The 15,805-nt window shown below is 62.4% G+C and carries 15 protein-coding genes; 4 read left to right on the top strand and 11 right to left on the bottom strand.

The features are described 5' to 3' along the window. Positions 1-77: 77 nt before the first annotated feature. The 5 genes from paaZ to OEZ49_RS03215 form a co-directional block, all read right to left on the bottom strand. Positions 78-2,099, bottom strand: a complete 2,022-nt coding sequence (gene paaZ / locus OEZ49_RS03195) for a phenylacetic acid degradation bifunctional protein PaaZ (RefSeq protein ID WP_263386968.1) — start codon at positions 2,097-2,099, stop codon at positions 78-80. A 155-nt stretch (positions 2,100-2,254) separates the two neighbouring features. Beyond that, the gene (locus OEZ49_RS03200) at positions 2,255-3,607 is read right to left on the bottom strand and encodes a TRAP transporter large permease (RefSeq protein ID WP_263386969.1); all 1,353 of its coding nucleotides are present in this window, start codon (positions 3,605-3,607) and stop codon (positions 2,255-2,257) included. Further along, on the bottom strand, positions 3,604-4,110 hold the full coding sequence (locus tag OEZ49_RS03205; protein WP_164132781.1) for a TRAP transporter small permease: 507 nt from the start codon (positions 4,108-4,110) through the stop codon (positions 3,604-3,606). Before OEZ49_RS03205 ends, OEZ49_RS03200 begins: the two co-directional genes overlap by 4 nt. Before the next feature lie 56 nt (positions 4,111-4,166). Beyond that, positions 4,167-5,186, bottom strand: a complete 1,020-nt coding sequence (locus OEZ49_RS03210; RefSeq protein ID WP_263386970.1) for a TRAP transporter substrate-binding protein — start codon at positions 5,184-5,186, stop codon at positions 4,167-4,169. Between the two features lie 71 nt (positions 5,187-5,257). Beyond that, positions 5,258-7,303 (bottom strand): FAD-dependent oxidoreductase, encoded by a 2,046-nt coding sequence (locus OEZ49_RS03215; RefSeq protein WP_263386971.1) that lies wholly within the window; start codon positions 7,301-7,303, stop codon positions 5,258-5,260. A 102-nt stretch (positions 7,304-7,405) separates the two neighbouring features. On the opposite strand from OEZ49_RS03215, the gene paaG reads away from it, so the two are divergent. The 4 genes from paaG to OEZ49_RS03235 are packed head-to-tail and all read left to right on the top strand — an operon-like array spanning position 7,406 to position 10,548. Continuing rightward, the gene (paaG, locus tag OEZ49_RS03220; RefSeq protein WP_164132784.1) at positions 7,406-8,191 is read left to right on the top strand and encodes a 2-(1,2-epoxy-1,2-dihydrophenyl)acetyl-CoA isomerase PaaG; all 786 of its coding nucleotides are present in this window, start codon (positions 7,406-7,408) and stop codon (positions 8,189-8,191) included. 2 nt (positions 8,192-8,193) lie between these two features. Then, positions 8,194-8,622 (top strand): hydroxyphenylacetyl-CoA thioesterase PaaI, encoded by a 429-nt coding sequence (gene paaI, locus OEZ49_RS03225; protein ID WP_164132785.1) that lies wholly within the window; start codon positions 8,194-8,196, stop codon positions 8,620-8,622. A gap of 15 nt (positions 8,623-8,637) precedes the next feature. Then, entirely contained in the window at positions 8,638-9,948 is a 1,311-nt protein-coding gene (paaK, locus tag OEZ49_RS03230; protein WP_263386972.1) for a phenylacetate--CoA ligase PaaK, read from the top strand. A gap of 3 nt (positions 9,949-9,951) precedes the next feature. Beyond that, the gene (locus tag OEZ49_RS03235) at positions 9,952-10,548 is read left to right on the top strand and encodes a TetR/AcrR family transcriptional regulator (RefSeq protein ID WP_263386973.1); all 597 of its coding nucleotides are present in this window, start codon (positions 9,952-9,954) and stop codon (positions 10,546-10,548) included. 198 nt (positions 10,549-10,746) lie between these two features. Here OEZ49_RS03235 and OEZ49_RS03240 read toward each other — a convergent pair whose 3' ends face one another. From OEZ49_RS03240 to paaB, 6 genes are all read right to left on the bottom strand, one after another. Next, a complete protein-coding gene (locus OEZ49_RS03240) occupies positions 10,747-12,264 on the bottom strand; it encodes a hypothetical protein (RefSeq protein WP_263386974.1) in 1,518 nt (505 codons plus the stop codon). A 101-nt stretch (positions 12,265-12,365) separates the two neighbouring features. Beyond that, positions 12,366-13,124, bottom strand: coding sequence for a Phenylacetic acid catabolic protein (locus OEZ49_RS03245; protein WP_234221616.1), 759 nt, complete (start codon positions 13,122-13,124; stop codon positions 12,366-12,368). Positions 13,125-13,134: 10 nt separating this feature from the next. Continuing rightward, the gene (gene paaE, locus OEZ49_RS03250; protein ID WP_263386975.1) at positions 13,135-14,208 is read right to left on the bottom strand and encodes a 1,2-phenylacetyl-CoA epoxidase subunit PaaE; all 1,074 of its coding nucleotides are present in this window, start codon (positions 14,206-14,208) and stop codon (positions 13,135-13,137) included. A gap of 10 nt (positions 14,209-14,218) precedes the next feature. Beyond that, a complete protein-coding gene (gene paaD / locus OEZ49_RS03255) occupies positions 14,219-14,680 on the bottom strand; it encodes a 1,2-phenylacetyl-CoA epoxidase subunit PaaD (RefSeq protein WP_164132791.1) in 462 nt (153 codons plus the stop codon). 4 nt (positions 14,681-14,684) lie between these two features. Beyond that, the gene (paaC, locus tag OEZ49_RS03260; protein WP_263386976.1) at positions 14,685-15,446 is read right to left on the bottom strand and encodes a 1,2-phenylacetyl-CoA epoxidase subunit PaaC; all 762 of its coding nucleotides are present in this window, start codon (positions 15,444-15,446) and stop codon (positions 14,685-14,687) included. Next, positions 15,446-15,730 carry a 1,2-phenylacetyl-CoA epoxidase subunit PaaB gene (gene paaB / locus OEZ49_RS03265; protein ID WP_011046505.1) on the bottom strand — a complete coding sequence of 95 codons (285 nt, stop codon included), beginning with the start codon at positions 15,728-15,730 and terminating at the stop codon, positions 15,446-15,448. The genes paaC and paaB overlap by 1 nt, the downstream gene beginning before the upstream one ends. Between the last annotated feature and the right edge of the window lie 75 nt (positions 15,731-15,805).

A 15,805-nucleotide genomic window follows, 5' to 3' on the forward strand; every position in this document is an offset into this window, starting at 1 on the left:
TTTCAGTCTAAGCCGTTCTCCCACGGAAGAGAATCGGATTTTGAAGGCCCTGCCGGGGGTCCGGCAGGGCCAGGCGCTCAATAGGCGTTCATGGTCAGCAACTCGTATTCCGCGACCTGCTCGTCATCCTGATTGGTCAGCGTCACGTGCCAGCGCACTTCGCCATATTCATCGGTGCGGCGGGTCTTGGCCTTGACCGAGAGGCGCACCTTGATGCTGTCCCCGGCCGAAACCGGCTTCATGAAGCGCAGACCGTCCAGCCCGGTATTGGCCAGCACCGGGCCTTCGTTCGGCTCGACGAACAGACCGGCGGCAAAGCTGAGCAACAGATAGCCATGTGCGACCCGACCCGGAAAGAACGGGTTCCGCTTGGCGGCGGCGTCATCCATATGGGCATAGAAGGTGTCGCCGGTGAAATGGGCGAAATGTTCGATATCGTCCATGGTTACGGTGCGCGACGCGGTGTTCAGCGTCTCGCCAATCGACAGCTCGGTATAGCGGCGGGTAAAGGGATGTGCGGGGCCTGCGACCTCGGTCGCGCCGGGCACCCATTTGCCGCCGATCCGGGCCAGCATCTCGGGCGAGCCCTGAACGGCGGTGCGCTGCATGTAATGCTTCACGCCGCGCACGCCGCCCATCTCCTCGCCACCGCCGGCGCGGCCGGGGCCGCCATGCACCATATGGGGCAGGGGCGAGCCGTGACCGGTCGACTCCTTCATCGAGTCGCGGTTGTTGATGTAGATGCGCCCGTGAAAGGCGCCCGCGCCCATCACCACATCGCGCGCCACATCGGCGTCATGGGTGATCAGCGAGGTCACCAGCGAGCCGCCGCCGCGATTGGCCAGCGCCACCGCATGATCCATGTCGCGATAACCCATGACGGTCGAGACCGGGCCGAATGCCTCGGTATCGTGCACGCGCTGGGCGCGGTCGGGGTCGGCGCAGTGGAACAGCATCGGCGGCACAAAGGCACCGTTGGCCAGATCGCCCGACAGGCCGGGATCCATGGTGAACACCTGCTCGGCCTCTTGCCCGATGATCGCGGCCTTGGCCAGCACATCGGCCTTTTGCCCGCCCGACACCAGCGCGCCCATGCGGGTGGCCTCGTCGCGCGGGTCGCCGATCACGGTTTTGGACAGGCGCGCGCTCAGCGCCTCGATCACCGCCTCGACACGCGGCTGCGGTGCGATGATGCGGCGGATCGCGGTGCATTTCTGCCCAGCCTTGGTGGTCATCTCGCGCGCGACCTCCTTGATGAACAGGTCGAACTCGGGCGTGCCGGGTTCCGCATCGGGGCCAAGGATCGAGGCATTGAGGCTGTCCTGTTCGGCCACGAAACGCACCGAGTTTTGCAGGATCACCGGGTTCGAGCGCAGTTTCAGCGCGGTATCGGCGGAACCGGTAAAGCTGACCACATCCTGGCAGTCCAGATGGTCGAGCATGTCGCCCAATCCACCAGACACCAGTTGCAGGGCGCCCGCGGGCAGAATGTCGGCCTCCAGCATGATCCTGACCGCCAGTTCGGTGACATAGCAGCTGTTGGTGGCGGGCTTCACGATCGAGGGGACACCGGCCAACAGGGTGGGGGCGAGCTTCTCCAGCATGCCCCAGACAGGGAAGTTGAAGGCGTTGATATGCACCGCCACCCCTTGCAGCGGGGTGCAGACGTGCTGGCCCAGGAAGGTGCCATTGCGGCTCAGCTGTTCCACCTCGCCGTCCAGATAGATCTGCCCGTCCGGCATTTCGCGCCGGCCTTTGGAGGCGAAGACGAACATGGTGCCAATGCCGCCGTCGATGTCGATCAGGTGGTCGGACTGGGTGGCGCCGGTGTCGAAACTGGCGGCGTAAAGCTCTTGCTTGCGGGCAGTCAGCGCCTGACCCAACGCCTTGATCAAGCGGGCGCGGTCATGGAACCCCAGTTTGCGCAGGGCGGGGCCGCCTGTGTTGCGGGCATGATCGAGAATCGCCAGAACATCGAGCGCGTCATTGCCCGCGCTGGCGATCGGTGCACCGGTGATGGCCGAGGCGATGGTGCGGGCGCCTGCGCCGGGCGCGACCCACTGGCCGGCGGCAAAGCTGGAAATCTGTTGAAGGGCCATGGCAGTCTCCTGTTCCTGTCGCCCGCCAGTCTAACCGGTCGGGGGCGTGATTGTGTATGATCGTATTCGTGACCGAACGGTCGGTCAATAAAATTCCACCATAGTAGGGGGCACAAAAGAAAACCGCCGGACCTTTCGGCCCGGCGGATCAGGGGTCAGTGGCCCATCGCGCCCATCTGCTGGGGCAGGTAGAGCACAACCACCGGCACCAGCACGATCAGTGCCAGCCGGAAGATGTCTGCGATCCAGAACGGGGTCACTCCGCGAAAGATCGTGCCGGTCGACACATCGCCCACCACGCCCTTGAGGATGAACACATTGAGGCCCACGGGCGGGGTGATCAGGCTGATCTCTGTCACCACCACAACCACGATGCCGAACCAGATCGGATCATAGCCGAGCGAGGTGACCAGCGGAAAGAAGATCGGCACGGTGAGCAACAGCATCGACAGCGATTCGAACACGCAGCCCAGGATGATGTAGATGCCGAGGATCATCAGGATCACCACGAACGGCGCCACATCGTAGGCGGTGACCATGGCGATCAGCGCCTCGGGCAGGCCGGCGAGGTTGATGAAGTTGGAAAACACCTGCGCCCCGATCAGCACCGAAAAGAGCGACGCGGCGGTGAAACTGGTCTCTTTCAGCACGTCAAAGGTCGACCCAACCGTCAGCCCGCCCCGAAAGAGAGCGATCAGAAAGGCGCCCGCAGCGCCCATGCCTGCGGCCTCGGTCGGCGAAAAAGTCAGGTTCAGCGGGTGAAAGTCGAAGGCGCCATAAAGTCCGCCGATCACCAGGAAGAACAGCAAGAGCACCGCCCAGACCGACCCCAGCGCGCGGATACGCTGGCCCCAGCCCGCGCGCTCGCCCGCGGGACCCGCCGCAGGATTGCGCCAGACGGTCCAGCGCACGGCAAAGAGATAGAACAGGATGCCCAGGATACCCGGAATGATTCCCGCCATGAACAGCTTGCCGATCGAGGTTTCGGTCAACAACCCATAGATCACCAGAATGACCGAAGGCGGGATCAGAATGCCCAGCGTGCCGCCCGCCGCGATGGACGCGGTCGACAGCTCGTCAGTATAGCCGTAACGGCGCATTTCCGGCATCGCGACCTTGGACATGGTGGCCGCAGTTGCCAGCGACGAACCGCAGATGGCCGAGAAGCCACCACAGGCGGCAACCGTTGCCATGGCGATGCCACCCCGGAAATGGCCCATGAAGGCGTTCGACACCGCATAAAGCTCGCGCGCCATGCCGCCCTTGTTGACGAAAAGGCCCATCAGGATGAACAGCGGCACCACGCTCAGGCCGTAATCCTGCGCGGTATCCATCACCTGGCGGCCCACCATGGACATCGCGGCCTTGAGCCCGCGTTCATCCAGGATCGAGCCGCCGCGCTCATAGGCAAAGCCCAGCGTGCCGACCAGACCCATGGCAAAGACGATGGGTAGGCGCAGCAGCACCAGCACCAGGACAAGTGCAAAACCGATCAGTGCGGCAGTCATTTCAGGGCCTCCGAAAGCAGGCGGGGAGCAAAGAGATGCATGAGACCGGTCACGATCAGCGCAACCGCGCTGACACCCACCGAAATGGCGATGAACCAACCCACGATATAGGTGGGGATCGCCAGATACTCGGTCACGTCACCATAGTTGCGCGACCGCTCGGCCAGCACCCAGACGCTGCTCATTGGCCAGTAGAGCATAATGCCGCTGACCAGATGGATCAGCCCGTCGCGGATCCGGTCCAGGCGCAGGCGGTGAAAGATTCCGTCGGTCAGGTCGACGGCGATCTGGCCGTTGTTGACCGAGATGATGGGAAGGACCGAAAACACCAGAACCGCCATCAGGATGCGGGTCAGTTCGGTCGCGGCCTCGATGGGCGCGTTCAGGACGGATCTGAGGATCACGTCGCAGAAGGTCATCACCATCAGGATGAAGAGGGCAAGGCAGGCCACCAGCACAGGCGCAAAGCTGGCGTGGCGGGCAAGCCGGATCAGGGACGTCATGGGTTCCTCCGGCGGGCTGGCTGGGGCGGCGGTGGCCGCCGCCCCGGTGAAAAGGCTCAGTTCGCGGCCATTTCCGATTTGATCAGGTCATAGGCGGCCTGCGCGTCGACGCCGGTGGCGGCGACCTCGGCAATCACCTTTTCGCGCACCTCGGCGGCGATGGCGGCGAACTTCTCAAGATCGGCGGTCGAGGCAGCGTTGATCGCGTTGCCGGCGGTTGCCTCGGTCTCGGCGCGGCCAATGGCGTCGATCTCGTCCCAGATCTTGCCGATCTCACGGCTCAGCGGCTCGCCGAACACCTTTTCCTCCAGCGCCTTCTGGATGTCCTCGGGCAGGTCGGCAAAGGTATCTTCGTTCATGATGAAGGCAAAGGAGCCGCGATAGAGGCCGCCGGGCATCTCATAGACGTTCTGGGCAACCTCGGTCAGCTTGAAACCTTTGCGCGACTCGAACGGCATCACCACGCCATCGGCGGCCTTGGAGGCGAGCGTTTCATAGACCTTTGGGGCCGGAACCTGAATGCCGGTGGCACCCAGGGCGGTGCCCACATCGCCACCGACACCGCCGGGGATACGCACCTTGAGACCTGCGATCTGGCTCATTTCGGTTACCGGAGTGGTCGAGTGCAGCTGTGCGGGACCATGGGTGTGCAGGGCGATCAGCTTGACGCCGCGATGCTCGTCGGCCTTGCCGAGATACTGCTCATGGGCGCGCCAATAGGCGACCGAGGCGGCCTCGGCCGAGCCTTCGTAACCCGGCAACTCGATCAGCTTGTAGCCCACGAACCGGCCCGGCTGGTAGCCGTGGAAGACGATCGACAGATCGGCCGCGCCGTCCTGGATCAGGTCCATCTGAGCGGGCGGTGGGGCGATGCCCAGCTTCAGCTCGGCGGTGACCTGACCGTCGGTGGCTTCTTCGATCATCTCGACGAATTTGGGCCACATCATCGCGTTGATGCCGTGGGTCGGGGGCGCCCAGCTGGAGATGGTCAGCGTGTAATCCGCTGCCATCGCGATGGTGCCGCTGACGGCCATCGCCGCCGAGGCCAGAAGGGTGCTGAGTTTGGTCAGTTTCATGGGTTTTACTCCTCCCTGAAAACGTGAGTCGAGAATGCGTTAATGGTCCTTTTTGTAACCATCAACGGCGGTTAGATTTCTGCTGATGGGTTTCCCCCTGTCGCCAAGACCCACGATCCGGGGCTTTCGGTGGCAACCAACTCCATGATTTCAATTGTTTTTTTCCAGCCCTGCATCCGAGCCAGATGCATCGGCCCGCCCCGGTGCCGGGGAAAACCGTATCCATGCAGTTGCACCATATCGACATCCTCGGCGCGCTCGGCGATGCCTTCGGAAACGATTCGCGCACCTTCGTTGGCAAGCACCGCCAGCAGGCGCTGGGCGATCTCTTCGGCGCTGAACGGGCGACGGGTGATGCCCCGTTTGGCCGAGTAGTCGATGATCAGCGCCTCGACCTCGGGGTCGCGTTCCGGAGAACGCGATCCTTCGGAGTATCGGTACCAGCCCTTGCCGCTGCGCTGACCCTGCCGGTCCTTCTCGCAGAGCGTATCGGCGATGCGCTCGTAGCGCTCGGCGGGGTCGCGGGTGTCGGCCTGCCGCTTGCGGTTGGCCCAGGCAATCTGCAGCCCGGTCAGATCCTGCAACTCGAACGGCCCCATTGGCAGCCCCTGCGCCCGCATCGCGGCGTCCACCTCATGCGGCAGCGCGCCGTCGGCCAGCAGGTACTCCGCCTCGCGCCGATAGGCGGCCAGCATCCGGTTGCCGATGAACCCATCGCAAATGCCCGACAGGACCGAGACCTTGCGCAGCCGCTTGCCCAGGGCAAAGCCGGTGGCCAGCACTTCGGGCGTGGTATCGGGGGTTTTGACGATTTCGAGCAGCTTCATCACATGTGCGGGGCTGAAGAAATGCAGGCCCAGACAGCGCGCGGGGTTGGGGATACCGGCAAAGATCAGTTGCGGATCGAGGTAAGAGGTATTGGTGGCCAGAATGGCATCGGGGCGCATCACGGCGGCCAGATCAGCAAACACCGCGCGCTTGACGTCCAGATCTTCGAACACCGCCTCGATGGCCAGATCGGCACTGGCGGCATCGGCATAGGTGTCGGTGGTGGCGAGCCGGGCCAGCATGTCGGCCTCGGCGGTGGGGCTGATCTTGCCGCGCTTGACGCCCGCCGCGACCAGCCCGGCAACCCGTTCCTGCGCCGCCTGGGCTGCTGCTGCATCACGTTCGATGACGGTAACTGACAGACCGCCGCTCAGGCAGGCCATGGCGATCCCGGCGCCCATCAGCCCGCCGCCAACAATGGCAACGCGGCTCAGATCGCGCGGCGCGACCCCGGCGATGGCATCGGGTCGGGCGACAAGGCGCTCGGCAAAGAAGGCATAGCGCAGGGCGCGGCTTTCGTCGGACTGGCGCAATTTCAGATGCAGGGCGCGTTCGCGCGGCTGGCCCTGGTCAAAGGGCAGGGCGGCCCATTGCAGCGCGTTGAGATTGTGCAGCGGTGCGGCACGGCCTTTGGCCGCATTGGTCAGGGCGCGTTTGGTCTCGGCAAGTGTCTCGGGGTCCAGTGCCTTTACCTGCCGCAGCCGGGTCTTTTCCGGGCGCGGCGGCAGATCATTGGCAAAAGCCTGTGCGGCGGCCCGCAGATCGCCCTCGGCAATCTGGTCGAGCCCTCCCAGCGCCAGCATTTTCTCGGCGCCCAGCATCTTGCCCGAACAGGCCATGTCGATGGCCGCCTGCATCCCGATCAGGCGCGGCGCGCGTTGGGTGCCGCCCGCGCCGGGGATCAGGCCCACATTGACCTCGGGCAGGCCGAATTTGGTGCCGGGCGTGGCGATGCGCCAGGCGCAGACCAGCGCGATCTCGAACCCGCCGCCCAGAACGGTGCCATGCATTGCCGCGACAAAGGGTGTTTCGCTGTCCTCGATCATCTGCACCACGTCGGGCAGATGCGGCTCCTCGGCGGGGCGGTCGAACTCGGTCATGTCGCCACCGGCGACAAAGGTGCGGCCGGCGCAGGTCAGGATCGCGACCCGCGCGCCCTGCACCTCGGCCACCGCACGGGCCAGCCCCGCACGCACCGGGGTCGAGGTTGCGTTGACCGGCGGGCTGTCGATCTCGACCCAGGCGATATCGCCCTCGCGCCTTACCGACACCACCTCGTTCTTGCCCATCGCTCCGCCTCCACCGGTCGAGAATCAATTGCGAAGAATTTATTGACCAACCGTTCGGTTTATGCAAGATGGTTGTTGAAACATTCGCAAAGCGGGGCGGAGATGAGCGATACGATTCTTGCGCAAGATCATGGGAACTGGGTGGAAATCACGCTGAACCGCCCGGATCGGCTGAACAGCTTCACCGACGAGATGCACCTGGCGCTGCGCGCCGCGCTGGAGGCTGCGCGCGACAATGGCGCCCGTGCGGTGCTGCTCACCGGGGCCGGGCGCGGGTTCTGCGCCGGTCAGGACCTGGGCGACCGCGATCCGTCGAAAATGGATGGCCCACCCGATCTGGGCTATACGGTGCGCACCTTTTATGCGCCTTTGGTGCGGCTCATCCGCTCGCTCGATTTCCCGGTGATCTGCGCTGTCAACGGCGTAGCCGCGGGCGCGGGCGCCAATATCGCGCTGGCCTGTGACATCGTGCTGGCGGGCGAAAGCGCCAAGTTCATCCAGTCCTTTGCCAAGGTGGGGCTGATCCCCGATACCGGTGGCTCGTGGCACCTGCCACGCCTGTTGGGCGAGGCGCGCGCCAAGGGGCTGGCGCTGACCGCACAACCCTTGCCCGCGAAACAGGCCGAGGACTGGGGCCTGATCTGGAAGGCGCTGCCTGACGACCAGTTGATGACCGAGGCCCGCGCCATGGCCGAACATTTCGCCAATGGCCCGACGCTGGGCTTTGGCCTGACCAAGCGCTGCATTCAGGCGGCCTGTGTCGACACGCTCGAAGATCATCTTGAACTCGAGGCCGATGCCATGAAAACCTGTGGTGAAAGCGCCGACTATGCCGAGGGCGTCAGTGCCTTTCTGGAAAAGCGCGCGCCAAAGTTTCAGGGTAAGTGAGCATGACACCAAAAGAACGGGCGGAACGGTCGGCTGCGGCCATGTGGTCGGACGACAACGCCTCGAAATGGGCGGGGATGGAGATTACCCGTGTCGACGAGGGGTTGGCGGTGCTCGAGATGACCGTCGCGGCACACCATTGCAACGGGCATGGCATCTGCCACGGCGGCGTGACCTTCATGCTGGCCGACAGCGCCTTTGCCTTTGCCTGCAACAGCCGCAACCAGTCGACCGTCGCCCAGCACAACGTGATCAGCTATATTGCGCCGGGCCAATTGGGCGACCGGCTGACCGCCACCGCGTCTGAGGTCAGCCTGACCGGGCGCAGCGGTATCTACGACGTGAAAGTGACCAACCAGAACGGCCATACCATCGCTGAATTCCGGGGCATGTCCCGGGCGATCAAGGGCCGGCTGTTCGACGAGGATTAAGGCGAGGAGGACGTCATGAAGGACCTGAGCCCCAAGAAAGAAGACCTGGATCCGATCGAGATTGCCTCGATCGACGAGATCCGCGCATTGCAGCTGGACCGCCTGAAATGGTCCTTGCGCCATGCCTATGACAACGTGCCGATGTACAAAAAGCGGTTCGACGAGGCGGGCGTGCACCCCGACGACCTGAACACGCTGGCGGATCTCGCCAAGTTCCCGTTCACCTACAAGAACGACCTGCGCGACAACTATCCGTTTGGCCTCTTTGCCGTGCCGCGCGAGCAGATCATCCGCCTGCATGCCTCTTCGGGCACCACGGGCAAGCCGACGGTGGTGGGTTACACCGCCAATGACATTTCGAACTGGGCCGATCTGGTGGCGCGCTCCTTGCGCGCGGCGGGTCTGCGCAAGGGCGACATGATCCACAACGCTTATGGTTATGGCCTGTTTACCGGGGGCCTTGGCGCCCATTACGGGATCGAGCGGCTGGGCGCCACTGTGGTGCCGATGTCGGGCGGCCAGACCGAGAAACAGGTGGGCCTGATCACCGATTTCAAACCCACCGGCATCATGGTGACCCCGTCCTATATGCTCAACATCCTTGAGCAGTATCACAAGGTCGGCATGGACCCGCGCGAAAGCTCGCTCCAGGTGGGTGTATTCGGTGCCGAACCCTGGACCGACGCCATGCGCAAGGAGGTCGAAGAGGCCTTTGACATGCATGCGGTCGATATCTACGGCCTGTCCGAGATCATGGGCCCGGGTGTCGCCAATGAATGCGTCGAGACCAAGGATGGCCCGGTGATCTGGGAGGATCACTTCCTGCCCGAGATCATCGAACCGGTCACCGGCGAGGTGCTGCCCGATGGCGAGATGGGCGAGCTGGTGTTCACCACGCTGACCAAGGAAGGCCTGCCGATGGTGCGCTATCGCACCCGCGACCTGACCCGGCTGTTGCCGGGCACCGCGCGCAGCATGCGGCGGATGGAAAAGATCACCGGGCGCAGCGACGACATGATCATCCTGCGCGGCGTCAATGTCTTTCCCAGCCAGGTCGAGGAACAGGTGATGGCCACCGGCGGCCTTGCGCCGCACTACCAGATCGAGCTGTACAAGGCCGGTCGCATGGACGCGATGCGCGTCTATGTCGAGGCGCTGCCGACCATGACCGACGAGCTCAGCAAGACCGCCGCCGCGCGGATGCTGACCAAGCGGATCAAGGACATTGTTGGCGTTTCGACCGAGATTGTTGTAGGCAATCCCGGAGATGTCGAACGCAGCCAGGGCAAGGCCAAGCGCGTCGTCGACAACCGCGACAAGGAGTAGGGTTTGGCCCGGACGATTGCCAAGGACCACGATCTGAAGCGCGCCCAGATATTGAAGTCTGCGGCGCGCGTCTTTGCACGCGAGGGGTTTGACCGCGCCTCGATGACCCAGCTTGCGCGCGAATGCGGGATATCGAAGGCCAATATCTATCACTATTACGACAGCAAGGATGCGATCCTGTTCGACATCCTCGAAACTTATCTGCATGACCTGCGCGACCGGATCTGCGGGATCGAAATCGACGGGCTGAGCGGGCCGCAGCGGTTGCATACCGTGGTGCGAGAGATTTTGCTCGCCTATCAGGGTGTGGATGACGAACACCGGGTGCAGACCAGCGGCATGTCGGCCCTGCCGGACGAGCAGCAGAAACAGCTGCGCGGCTACCAGCGCGACATGATCGGGTTTCTCAGCGATATCCTGAACGGCATCGCGCCCGAAACCTTTGCCGGCAACCCCGGCAAGCTGCGCGGCGCCACCATGTCGGTCTTTGGCATGCTGAACTGGTATTACATGTGGAATTCCGGCGCCGACACCGCCGCGCGCGAGGAGTATGCCCGCATGGTCAGCGACCTGACGCTGCACGGGCTCAAGGGTCTCTGATCCCGGGGAAGAGGCGACCGGTACCGCTCTCCACATGCACGCTTGTCCTTTCGGAGGGCGTGCTGCGCAAGAGTTTCCGCGTTGTTATGATGCGCGACACGGTACTTCTCGCTTTCAAAGTCCGGATCGCGGAATGGAGCCGCCGTTCACAGTTTCGCTGCCAATGACGGAACCCAGCCCAGACCGGACCTTGGTTTTCTACCCCTTGGCGGCTTTAATCGCCTCCGTGATGGGTTGTGTTAGGCTCTTGATACTCTCTGGGTCTAGGCCCCGAACCTTTGAAGGCTTTTCCTCAATCACACGATCTTGCCCAAAGAGCTTTTCGCTTAGCTGTTGCTTGAGTTTTTGCTGTTCTTCAATTGGCAGCGACGAAATGAAAGGGTCGATGGCGGCAATTTCAAACGAGAACCAACGCATTCTCTGCTCATTCATTCGGCGCACACGGGACTGCCTTCCCGCAAACTGCGCCGCTACAAATGCAACTGCTGAGACCGAAATGGTAGTGACTATGAGAGGCCAATCCAAGCCGTCAACATTGGCCACACCAAAGCCAAGTTTGCCTTTAAGCAGAACCCAGAGCATGATTAAACCATAGCAGCCCATTGAAACGAGGCTCCACCAGAAGGCGGCCTGTCGCTCGTCATCGGCGCCCTTTTTGTATCCACCAGCAACACTGTCATTGGTCGCCAAGCCATGGAGTTTCTTGATAGAAGCATGCATTTCGGCGATGCTCTTTGATTTGTCTGTGATATTGTCTTTGTAGGTTGTGAAAGACTTTCCCAACTCTTGATCATGTCTATTGGTGGTTTCTATTCGATCTTTCTCAGACGCGGATTTAAACTCGCGGAGGGCTTCATCATACTCTTTCCCACGCTCGATTTGAGCCTCGGAATATTCCTCAGCCCTAGCTGTCTGCGCTTCTGTAAATTCTGATTGCCAAGTTGAAATCTGGCTTTCCGTAGCCTCTTGAAGGTTTTCAAGCGAGGTCGAAATTTCAGATGTTTTGGCTTCTAAATCAGAGATCTCTGTTGCTTTTTCCTCAGAGACTTTCTCAAATTCGTTTTTCGTTTTCTCTATGGTTTCGCGGAATTTATCATAGGCCGCTTCAACTCTTCGAATTATCTTCATGCTTTCTTGAGGTCTGATTGTGCCTGCAATTTGAAAAATGGTCGGAATTTGAGACGTGAATTGGTCGTTTGCTTGCGTTAGATGCTGCACGTTTTTATTTGACACGTAGTTTGAGATTTGAGCCACCACGTGCTGATTGAGGTGGTTGGCCACGTTGTTTAGCAAAGCGTCTGGGGATAGTTCCGGGTCTATCCCATCCAAAATATTCTTGAGAAAATTGAAAGCCTTCACCAAGCGTCGATGTTCGCTAGCGGCATTGCTGTCCATTTCGTCTGTTTCAAAACCGAGTGCTTCCAACGCACTTTCGACTGTCTTGTGAATTGTAAGGCCGTCGAAATTGTCTGCCCAACGCGACATCTGGAAATTCCTGTATCCAAAATCTGTTGCCGTTAGATGTAGTGCAGTCGCGAGCCTTTTGCCAGATGTTGCAATGCCCGCCATCTGCGCACCATCGATATTGGCGCACACTGCAACATCCGATAAAATTGACTCAACCCCGCCATTCGCCCATCCGGTTGTCGTGTCGCACCCGTGGCGATAACCTGGAAAGCCAAGGGCGGAACCATCCGGCGTACTCTGCGGTGCCATTCTCGCAGAGCCAGCGGGCAGCAAACCGGGTGGTTTGAGACCGGCGGATCGGGCCGGTCTCCGAAAGCCATACCGGGGCGCCTAGGCGCCCCGGCGGCAATTCACGGGCGTTTCAGGCCCAGGCTGTCGAGCAGGTTGGCGGCTTCGGCCTCCCAGCGGGTGCGCATCTCGGCATTGCCCGTGCGGCGCAGGCCCATGGCGCGCAGCGCCTCGGTCCGCCCGGCGCTGCCGGTGCCAAAGCTGGCGGCGACGCGCGGCCACCAGTAATCGGCCGAGGCTTGCAGGGCCCCGGCACCGCCGTCTTCGACCAGCTTTGCCGCGCCTTCCAGCGCCAGCTCGCCATGCCGGGTCTCGATCGGGGCGATGGCGCGGAACGCCTCGGCCAGCGGCTGATACGAGATCATGGTGAAATCGGCCAGCTGCACCACCACGGCGCGTGCCATCAACAGGTTCATCATCACCGCGTCGGCCCAGCCCTGGATCGGGTAGTTGAACACCGCCAGTCGCATGTCCTGCTCGGTCCGGGCGGCGCCGATATCGGCGTCGCGCTCCAGCCGTGCGGTCCAGGGGTGGTGGTTGGCATAGCGCTGGGTATCGGCCCCGAACTCACCCATGATCCGCAGCACGCGGTCGGCATTGTCGGTCTTTTCCAGCACGATCTTGGCGGCGGCGATGCGCTCCTTGATGCCCGGCCCCTGGTTGATGATATCGGCAAACCCCGCCGCACCGGCCAGTTCGCTGTCCACGAAGGTGGCCATCAGCTTCATCAGCTCGGCGCGATAGCGCGCGGGCACGTTGGTTGGGTTGGTCAGCATCCCGCCAGCGGCGAGATAGCTGTCGATCGTCATATCTTCGGCCATGTCTCTCTCCTCACTGGTCGTAGTCGACAACGACATTGTCGGTCAGCGGATAGGCCTGACAGCTGAGCACATAGCCCTTCTCGACCTCGTAATCCTCAAGCGCGTGGTTGGCGACCATTTCGACCTCGCCTTCCAGCACCCTACAGCGACATGTTGAACAAACTCCTGCCTTGCAGGCATAAGGCGCATCCAGGCTGTTTTGCAGGGCCGCATCCAGGATCGACAGGTCCTTGGGCATGTCGAAACTCTGGGTCGAGCCGTCCAGCGTGACGGCGGCGCGGGTCTGGTTGGCACCTGTTGCCGCCTCGGTCGAGACCGCCTTGCGCTTGGCCCGGCCCGGCTGGGCACTGGCAAAGAGTTCGAACTTGATCTGCGCATCGTTCAGCCCGTGCGAGCGAAGTGCTGCGGCAATGCCCAGCATCATCGGCTCAGGCCCGCAGATAAACGCGGTGTCGACATGCTGGATGTCGATCCAGTGCTCGAACAGCTGGCCGCATTTCTCTTCGGTCACCAGACCGGTGAACAGCTCGATCTCCTGCGCATCCGTTTCCAGGATATGCAGCACGTTGAACCGGCCCATGTAGAGGTTCTTGAGATCCTCCAGCTCCTCGCGGAACATGATCGTGTTCACGCCCTTGTTGGCATAGACCAGCGTGAACTGCGACCGGGGCTCGCGCGCCAGCGTCGTCTTGATGATCGACAGCACCGGCGTGATGCCCGAGCCGCCGGCAAAGCCCAGATACTGTTTCTCGGCACCGGGATCGAGAGGGGTGTGAAAGCCCCCCATCGGCGGCATCGCCTGAACAGTATCGCCCACCTTCAGCTCTTCGTTGGCCCAGGTCGAGAAGGCGCCGCCATCGACGCGCTTGATCCCGATCTGGAGCACGCCGTCATCCTTGCCCGAACAGATCGAGTAGGAGCGGCGCAGTTCCTCGCCCTCGAACTCGCGACGAAAGGTCAGGTATTGGCCTTGGGTGAAATCGAATTCGCTGGCCGCGCCATTGGCGGGTTTCAGCGTGACCACGACAGCGTCGCGGATCGTCTTGTGGATGTCGGTGACTTCCAGATCGTGAAAGCGTGCCATCCGGTCCTCCTCAGATACATTTGAAATAGTCGAAGGGTTCCAGGCAGTCGGTACAGCGCCAATGGGCCTTGCACGGGGTCGAGCCGAACTGGCTCACCTTTTCGACCGCCTTGCTGCCGCAGCGCGGACAGCGTTCGGGGCCGCCGGCGGGGCGGGGCGGGGCGATGCCGTATTCCTCCAGCTTCACCTTGCCCTTGTCGCTCAGCCAGTCGGTGGTCCAGGCGGGGGATATCTGGGTCTTGACCCGGATATCCCGGATACCCCGGTCGCGCAGCGCGGTCTCGATATCCATCGAGATGATCGAGGTCGCGGGGCAGCCCGAATAGGTGGGGGTGACGGTCACGGTCAGTGTCTCCCCCTCCCAGGCGACATCGCGCACGATGCCCAGATCGACGACCGAGATCACGGGGATCTCGGGGTCTGGAACGGCGTCGAGCCAATCCCAGACCTGCTGTTCCGACGGTTGTGCCATGGGCTTACCAGCGTGCGCCGGGATAGGCGCGTTGCAGCCATTGCATGCTGGTCAAGAGATGGCCCAGATGCTCGGTATGCATGCGTCCGTCGCGGCCGCCCTTGTGGGCGAAACCCGATTTCGGGATGCTCAGTGTCGCCTCGGCCATGACCTCGGCCATGATCGCGTCGTAATCGGCGCGCAGGCTGGCCGGATCGGGAGCAATGCCCGCCGCAACCATCTCTGCATCCACCGCGTCGCCGGTGAACAGCTCGCCCACGTAAGGCCAGAGGTAATCCAGCGCCTCTTGCATGCGCGTATGGCTTTCCTCGGTGCCGTCGCCCAGGCCGATCACCGTGTCGCGCGAGCGTTCCACGTGATAGGTGACCTCTTTCACCGCCTTTTCGGCGATGGCGGCCACACGTTCGTCCGTGGAGCCCTTGAGCCGCTCAAGCATCAGCTTGTGCCAGCTGTCGAACAGGAACTGGCGCATCAGGGTGCGGCCGAAATCGCCGTTCGGCACCTCGACCAGCAGCGCGTTGCGGAAATCCCAGGCGTCGCGGAGAAAGGCCAGGTCGTCGGCGCTCTTGCCTTCGCCCTGAACTTCGCCGGCGAGGGCCAGCCACATCTGCGTCTGGCCGATCAGGTCCAGCGCCGTGTTGGCCAACGCAATATCCTCCTCCAGCACCGGTGCGTGACCGCACCACTCGCTGACCCGGTGGCCAAGGACCAGGGTGTTGTCACCCATCCTGAGCAAGAATTGCAGGAATGCTTCGTCGCGGGTCATTACATGGCCCCCACTTCTTCGGGAATGTCGAAGAAGGTCGGGTGACGATAGACCTTGCTCTCGCTGGGCTCGTAGAGCGGGCCCTTGTCGCTGGGCGAGCTGGCGGCGACATGCTGTGCCTCGACCACCCAGATGCTGACGCCTTCGTTGCGGCGGGTATAGACGTCGCGGGCGTTCTTGATCGCCATTGCCGCGTCGGGGGCGTGCAGGCTGCCCACATGGCGGTGGCTCATGCCGTGCTGGCCGCGGATAAAGATTTCCCACAGTGGCCATTCGTTTTTCATCAGTCGATCTCCTCCTGACTGGGCGCGGGACAAGAACCCGGTGGCAATACCCCGGAGCCGCGCGCTGCGATGCTT

This window comes from Ruegeria marisflavi (assembly GCF_025673445.1).
GTDB classification, from domain to species: domain Bacteria; phylum Pseudomonadota; class Alphaproteobacteria; order Rhodobacterales; family Rhodobacteraceae; genus Ruegeria_B; species Ruegeria_B marisflavi.

Bases quoted from the DNA above. Each gene is read 5' to 3' on its own strand.
- paaZ (WP_263386968.1), bottom strand. From the start codon at position 2,099: ATGGCCCTTCAACAGATTTCCAGCTTTGCCGCCGGCCAGTGGGTCGCG.
- OEZ49_RS03200 (WP_263386969.1), bottom strand. From the start codon at position 3,607: ATGACTGCCGCACTGATCGGTTTTGCACTTGTCCTGGTGCTGGTGCTG.
- OEZ49_RS03205 (WP_164132781.1), bottom strand. From the start codon at position 4,110: ATGACGTCCCTGATCCGGCTTGCCCGCCACGCCAGCTTTGCGCCTGTG.
- OEZ49_RS03210 (WP_263386970.1), bottom strand. From the start codon at position 5,186: ATGAAACTGACCAAACTCAGCACCCTTCTGGCCTCGGCGGCGATGGCC.
- OEZ49_RS03215 (WP_263386971.1), bottom strand. From the start codon at position 7,303: ATGGGCAAGAACGAGGTGGTGTCGGTAAGGCGCGAGGGCGATATCGCC.
- paaG (WP_164132784.1), top strand. From the start codon at position 7,406: ATGAGCGATACGATTCTTGCGCAAGATCATGGGAACTGGGTGGAAATC.
- paaI (WP_164132785.1), top strand. From the start codon at position 8,194: ATGACACCAAAAGAACGGGCGGAACGGTCGGCTGCGGCCATGTGGTCG.
- paaK (WP_263386972.1), top strand. From the start codon at position 8,638: ATGAAGGACCTGAGCCCCAAGAAAGAAGACCTGGATCCGATCGAGATT.
- OEZ49_RS03240 (WP_263386974.1), bottom strand. From the start codon at position 12,264: ATGGCACCGCAGAGTACGCCGGATGGTTCCGCCCTTGGCTTTCCAGGT.
- OEZ49_RS03245 (WP_234221616.1), bottom strand. From the start codon at position 13,124: ATGGCCGAAGATATGACGATCGACAGCTATCTCGCCGCTGGCGGGATG.
- paaE (WP_263386975.1), bottom strand. From the start codon at position 14,208: ATGGCACGCTTTCACGATCTGGAAGTCACCGACATCCACAAGACGATC.
- paaD (WP_164132791.1), bottom strand. From the start codon at position 14,680: ATGGCACAACCGTCGGAACAGCAGGTCTGGGATTGGCTCGACGCCGTT.
- paaC (WP_263386976.1), bottom strand. From the start codon at position 15,446: ATGACCCGCGACGAAGCATTCCTGCAATTCTTGCTCAGGATGGGTGAC.
- paaB (WP_011046505.1), bottom strand. From the start codon at position 15,730: ATGAAAAACGAATGGCCACTGTGGGAAATCTTTATCCGCGGCCAGCAC.